Annotated in this window: 4 protein-coding genes; all 4 read left to right on the plus strand. The window is 47.0% G+C overall.

The window, feature by feature from the left end; all coding sequences use genetic code 11:
* The first annotated feature begins 251 nt into the window (after positions 1–251).
* On the plus strand, positions 252–2,417 hold the full coding sequence (locus tag E0698_RS24125; RefSeq protein WP_192513163.1) for a glycoside hydrolase family 6 protein: 2,166 nt from the start codon (positions 252–254) through the stop codon (positions 2,415–2,417).
* A 192-nt stretch (positions 2,418–2,609) separates the two neighbouring features.
* Positions 2,610–3,545 (plus strand): nucleoside hydrolase, encoded by a 936-nt coding sequence (locus tag E0698_RS24130; protein WP_192513164.1) that lies wholly within the window; start codon positions 2,610–2,612, stop codon positions 3,543–3,545.
* 94 nt (positions 3,546–3,639) lie between these two features.
* Positions 3,640–6,285, plus strand: a complete 2,646-nt coding sequence (locus E0698_RS24135) for a PAS domain S-box protein (RefSeq protein ID WP_337916448.1) — start codon at positions 3,640–3,642, stop codon at positions 6,283–6,285.
* Positions 6,286–6,462: 177 nt separating this feature from the next.
* Positions 6,463–6,774 carry an ArsR/SmtB family transcription factor gene (locus tag E0698_RS24140; RefSeq protein ID WP_149096077.1) on the plus strand — a complete coding sequence of 104 codons (312 nt, stop codon included), beginning with the start codon at positions 6,463–6,465 and terminating at the stop codon, positions 6,772–6,774.
* Positions 6,775–6,937: the final 163 nt, after the last annotated feature.

Genomic DNA, 6,937 nt, shown 5'->3' on the forward strand with positions numbered 1-6,937 from the left:
TGGCAATTTATAGCCTAACTAATAATTTAATTCTTGATTTATTCAATTTACAGCGGATTTCCAGCTCTCTATAATCTAACATAGGAGGTGAATTAAAGAGCAAGATAGAAGCGCAGGATAAAATAGAAAGCGCTTACCTTTTTTGCATCTATGAACGCCGATTTTTGGAAAAAAAGAGCGTATCACACATTTAATGATGTAACGATCAGGTGCCGACATAGGAAGATTCAACAAAATTTACGGAAAGATAGGTGAAGCAATTGAAAACCAAGCAAGTGCTTCGTAAAGGCATGAAGTATGCTTTTGCGCTATCACTCGTCGCAAGCAGCTTTCTACCAGGTGCAGGATTTACGGATAAAATACATGCAGAGTCCCATGTGGACAATCCTTATCAAGGGGCGACAAAATACGTTAGTCCTGATTATGCGGCTAGTGTCGACACATCGATTGCCAAGATTACTGATGCCAATCTGAAAGCTAAAATGCAAACTGTCAAAACATTCCCGACAGCCGTATGGCTTGATCGCATCGCTGCCATTAACGGCGGTGGAGGCAAGCTTGGCCTGGAAGCGCATTTGGATCAAGTATTGGCGCAAAAGAAAGGCAGCACACCGATTACTGCTGAGTTCATTGTTTATGATCTGCCCGGACGGGATTGCCATGCCTTGGCCTCCAACGGTGAGCTGCCGCTGACCCAAGCGGGTCTGGAAACGTACAAAAAGGATTATGTCGATAAAATTGCTGCTATTTTTGCCAATCCCAAATATAAGGATATTCGCATCGTAGCGATCATTGAACCAGACAGTTTGCCAAACCTCGTGACCAATCTGAATGACCCCAAATGCGCGGAAGCTAAATCTACAGGAATTTATGAAGCCGGCATCAAGTATACAATTAATAAGCTGAACGAGATTCCTAATGTCTACAAATATGTAGATATCGGTCACTCCGGCTGGCTGGGTTGGGATAACAATCGCACAGCAACCGTATCGTTGTTCACGAATGTTTTCAGAGACACGAGCAAAGGACTGTCCAGTGTGGATGGCTTTATCACGAATACAGCCAATACTTCACCGCTGACAGAACCTAATCTGTCTGATCCAAACCTGAATATCGGCGGACAGCCGATCAAATCTTCCAAATACTACGAATGGAATCCTAATTTCGATGAATCTGATTTCGCAGAGGCATTGCATAGAGACTTTGTGAGTGCAGGCTGGCCGAGCTCACTCGGTATGTTAATTGATACGGGTCGTAACGGATGGGGAGGACCTAACCGTCCGACTGCCGCTGTCGGCAGTGATATTAACTCCTATGTGAACTCAGGCCGTGTAGACAAACGCTCGCATCGTGGTAACTGGTGTAATAACAGCGGAGCAGGTATGGGTACGCCGCCGCAAACAGCTCCAGCTTCCCATGTCGATGCTTATGTATGGGCGAAACCTCCGGGTGATTCCGATGGTTCCAGCTCGCTCATTCCGAACGATGAGGGTAAAGGCTTTGACCGATACTGTGATCCTACCTATACAACCAAGGATGGCACATTAACAGATGCTTTACCGAATGCACCTATTTCAGGAGCTTGGTTCCATGATCAGTTTGTTATGCTTGTGCAAAATGCATATCCAGCGATTGTCCCTTCATCCGGTGGCGGAACAACTCCTACACCAGCCGCTCCGGCAGTACCAGCGGGCTTAAAGGCGACAGCGGGTAATGCGGAAGTGAAGCTGACCTGGAATGCGTCCACTGGGGCCGACAGCTACACGGTAAAACGTGCAACCAGCGAAGCAGGTCCTTTTACAGCCGTTGCGCCTCTTGTTACTGAGAAAGAGTACACAGATAAGGGGCTGACCAACGGAACAACTTATTTCTATGTTGTAAGTGCTACGAATACGAAAGGAACAAGCAAGGATTCCACTGCGGTAAGCGCTGAGCCAAAAGGTACACCGACAGATCCAACGGACCCTACAGATCCTACAGAACCAGCGGGTGATCTGGTTGTAATGTATCGGGCCGGGGACACCGATCCAGCTAATAACGCAGTCAAGCCTTTCTTAAATCTGAAAAATAAAGGTACAACACCCGTGAAGCTGAGTGAGCTGAAAGTCCGGTATTATTTCACGAAAGATGGCAGCCAGGAGCTGCAATCCGCAGTAGACTATGCGCAAGTAGGTAATGATAACGTATCGCGTACATTCACAGACAAGTATATTGAAATTGGTTTCAATGCTGCTGCCGGCACGCTTGCTGCTGGAGCGCAAACAGGTGATATTCAGATCCGCATCAACAACAGCGACTGGTCTAACCTGGACGAATCCAATGACTACTCCTTCGATCCAACCAAAACCTCTTATACAGAATGGAATAAAGTATCGTTGTTCCATAACGATAAGCTGGTGTGGGGAATCGAGCCTTAAACAGGATAGAATGCGCTTGAATAATTTAGCAACGTTGAATGATAAGCTACGGCAAAATCTGCCGTAGCTTTCTTCATTTTATGGAAGATTACAGAAGCTCCATGTTTCCCTCTACTGAGAAAAGGGAGGGAATATTCATTTAAATTGAGTATAATGAAAAAAAAGAATGCTGTTCTACTGTGGAGGATCATCATGAGCAAAAAGTTAATTTTAGATGTAGATACTGGCATTGACGATGCGCTTGCCATTGCGTACGCGGTCCATTCGCCGGAATTGGAGCTACTTGGCATCACAACTACCTTTGGCAACATCGCGGTTGAAGAAGCGACACGCAACTCGCTGATCTTGTTGGAAAAGCTCGGTGCAGAAGCTCCGGTCGTATCCGGCGCACAAAAGCCGTATGCCCGTGAACTGTTCAAACCGTATTCCCGGCATATCCACGGCGAGGACGGGATTGGCAACCAGTTGCAGGGCTCGCCTTCCCGACAGGCTACATCTGGTGATGCTGCTGATTTTATCATCGAACAGGCTCGTCACTATGAAGGCAAGCTTACCCTTGTTGCGGTGGGACCACTGACGAACCTTGCGATTGCACTGGATCGCTGTCCCGAACTGCCGCAATTACTTGACCGTCTGATCATTATGGGCGGCGCAGTCACGGTAAAAGGCAACGTAACCCCGACCGCTGAAGCGAATATATATGCCGATCCTGAAGCCGCAGCTAATGTGTTGGGAGCGGGTTTCCCGCTTACGCTGGTTGGGCTGGACGTGACTATGCAGACGCTGCTTCCTCAGCATGAGGTGGACAAATGGCGTGAGCAAGGGACCGAACTGGGGAGGTTTATGGCAGATATGACGGACTTCTATATGGAAGCCTATCGTAATTTCAGACCCGGTATCGCGGGCTGTGCTTTGCATGATCCGTTGGCTGTAGGGCTGGCGATTGATTCCAGTTTTGTGGAGACGCGACCGATGCACATTGTCGTCGAGGTGGGGGATTCTGCCGAGGTTGGTCGCACCCGTGAAGTACCGGGCAAGGATCAAGCTCATTCACAGACTAGTATTGATGTGGCACTTGAAGTGGATGCAGAGCGGTTTTTGCGTCATTTTCTGAGTCGGGTGGTATAAAAAATAATTCAAAAGATTGCCGATGACTCTGCATCGGCAATTTTGTGTATGCATGTAGGCGCGTCCTCATAAACCACAAAGGAGGAGATTTATTGTGTTTTCTGCTGCTCAACGACTGCCTTTGCTGGAACACATGTACAATCATGCCCCGACAGGGATAGCCATTTTTTCGAGGGACGGAAAATGTCTGTACGTCAATCCCGCCCTTTGCCACATGGTCGGATACAAGCAGGAGGAACTGCTGAAAACCCGATATTATCATTTGTTGTATAAAGGAGACAAAGATCGACAAGCGTTGCGGGACGCCTATACGGGCTGGCTGAAAGCTACGGATCAAGTGTACAAGGCAGAGCTTCGTTTAAGACATCAGCGGGGGACATCCGTCTGGTTATCGCTGGAATTAACGATATTTGATGACCCGGCTACGGGTCAAACGTATCTGATTGCCTACGCGATGGACATCACAGAGAAAAAAGACATGCAGCAGGTACTCTCGGACAATGAGGACTTGTACATGCTGATTACAGAAAATACGCCAGATGTGATCTCGTTCAGCACGCCGGACGGCAACCTTCAATATGTTTCTCCTTCGGTAGAGAAGCTTCTTGGTTACACCAGGCAGGAAATGCTCGGCAAAAAACGGCTCGAATTTTATCATGCAGAAGATGTCGATTATATGCGCGTACATGGAATCTTCCAGGATACAGGTATTATGAAGCGGCGTGTGCGTCACAAGGACGGACATTATTTGTGGCTGGAAGTGTCATACCGCATTATTCGGGATGAGGAAGGTCAGATCAAGCGGGTTCTGTCTATTGGTCGCAACATCACGGAGCGCCAGAAGAGTGAGGATAATCTTGCAAAAGCCCAGCGACTGGCGATGTTTGGCTCATGGGACTGGGATTTGGTTAACGACGTTTTGCATTTTTCCAAGGAATTCCGCAGCATTTTCGGCTTTAGCGTAAAGCCGGTCGAGACCAGTATTGATTCTTTTCTGGATGCTATTCATCCAGAGGATAAAGAGCGAATGATCGAAATCATTACGAACGTCATTTTAAAAGGGATTCATCAAGAAACCTTTTATCGGATTGTACTGCCTAATGGTGAACAGAAAGTGCTGCGTTCGACCTGGGAAGCGGAAATGGACGAGCGAGGACAGCCGATTCAAATTGTCGGTATGATACAGGATGTCACGGAACACCAAAAGATGGAGCAGCGTCTTCGTGAAAGCGAGAACCGTTATAAATCCCTGTTCCAGCATAACCCGCTCGGCATATGCGCCATGAATATGGAAGGTCAAATCCTGAGTGTAAATCCCAGTCTGGAGGAGCTTACCGGTTATACGAGGAAGGAACTGCTCGGGGCTGGAGTTATTGCGATGGCTTCTTCCGAGGAACAGGACAAGATTAGGCATCATATGGAGCTGGCCAAACAGGGAGAAACGCAAACCTATGAATCAGAGTTCATACATAAGGATGGGGAGCGCCTGTTTATCAAGGTAACCAATATCCCGATTTTTGTGCATGAGCAAATTGTCGGCTGCTATGGCATCGTTGAAAATGTCACCCCGCTCAAAAGCTACATCGCCCAAATCGAAAAGCTCAGCAACGAGCATTCACTCATTCTGAACGCGGTATCTGAAGGCATTGTGGGCTTGAGCACGGAGGGGCATGTCCGTTTTATGAATCCGGCTGCGGCTTCCATGTTTGGAGTGGGGGCCGAAAATTCACTGAGCGGGACACGTACGGACATGATCCGCCATGTCGATGAGATAAGCAGCCATTACCCGGATGAGCAGCCATCCATTCTTCAGGCGATCCGCAGTGGCGCTTCTTATCAGGCTGAGGAAGCCGTATTTTGGAAAAAAGACGGGTCCAGCTTCCTCGTCTCTTACCGGATCAGTCCCCTGATGGATAATGGAGAGCGTAAAGGGGCCGTAATGGTTTTTGTGGATATGACGAATGAGAAGGAAATCATCCGGGCCAAGGAATCCGCCGAGCGGGCCGACCGGGCCAAGTCAGAATTTCTTTCTGTGATGAGTCATGAGCTTCGTACACCGATGAACGGAATTATCGGGATGGCCGGGTTGCTCGCAGACACTGAATTGGATGAGGAACAGCGGAGTTATATCGATATTATTACCAATAGCAGCAGTGCTTTAATGCAGATATTGAATGAAATACTGGATTTGAGCAAAATTGAGGCTGGAAAAATGGCGTTGCTGCACGAGCCTTTTGAACTTGAGGATATGATGGGCAATGTGGCGGACCTATTTCTCAAGCAGGCTATGGAAAAAGACATTGAGCTGGAGTGGCACGTGGATCAGGAATTGCCGGGGGTCCTTGTCGGTGACCATGTGCGTATCCGGCAGGTGCTGGTGAATTTGGTGAGCAATGCAATCAAATTTACGGAGCGAGGGCGTGTAAACATCTTTGCCGAGAGCAAGGCTTACAGCAGCCGTAAAAAGAAATGCTTGATTGAGTTCAGTGTAACCGATACCGGCATCGGTATTCCCGCAGATCGCCAGCATTTATTGTTTCAGCCTTTTTCCCAGCTCCATCCGGCACTGAATCGAAAATATGGAGGCACAGGTCTGGGGCTATCCATCTGCAAAAACCTGGTCAGTCTGATGGGCGGCTCCATTGGTGTGGATAGTGACGAGGCCAGAGGAGCCACGTTCCGGTTTCAGCTAGATCTTATGCTACCGGAAGGGGAAGCCACTTGCGAATATAAGTCGTGACGAGCCTTACGAATCGACGGAATGCTAAAAGAAATAGCCAGCCGTGGTGCTTAACGCATCACGGCTATTTTTATGTTCAAGTGGAGTGTATGAAAGAATGGCACAACACACAACAGTCGATGCTATATTATTGAAATAGATATTTACATATCTAAAACAAGAGATATAATGAGGTTTATGGATACTCTAATGATTTTTAAAGCTTTGTCGAATGATACACGCCTGCAAATTTTGGATTGGTTAAAAAATTCAGATGAAAATTTCGGACCGCAATTGTTTTTACCAACGGATGCTAACTTTAAAGGAGGGATTTGTGTAGGTAGCATTCAGGAAAAAACAGGATTAGCACAATCTGTTATTTCCAGTTACTTAACGCTCATGAAGAAGGCTGGGCTTTTGGAATCCAGGCGATTTGGACAGTGGACCTATTACCGAAGAAATGAAGAGAATATTTGCAAATTCGCTGAATATATCAAGAATGAAATGTAGGTATCCACAAAATAATGAAGCTTCTTCGCTAAAGTGAATGTTAGATGTCTGTTTAATAGAGAAAGTGTCCATACTGTCTAGTAATAAATAGGAAGAGGACGGGATGGAACATGTGGACCCCATTAAGCAAAAAGGATAATCTAATGAATGATGTGTTCAAGTT

Source organism: Paenibacillus sp. 23TSA30-6, from assembly GCF_014858585.1.
Taxonomy (GTDB): Bacteria; Bacillota; Bacilli; order Paenibacillales; family Paenibacillaceae; genus Paenibacillus.

What these genes read in the sequence shown, in the direction of transcription:
- E0698_RS24140 (WP_149096077.1), top strand. Translation starts at nt 6,463, where the DNA reads ATGGATACTCTAATGATTTTTAAAGCTTTGTCGAATGATACACGCCTG.
- E0698_RS24130 (WP_192513164.1), top strand. Translation starts at nt 2,610, where the DNA reads ATGAGCAAAAAGTTAATTTTAGATGTAGATACTGGCATTGACGATGCG.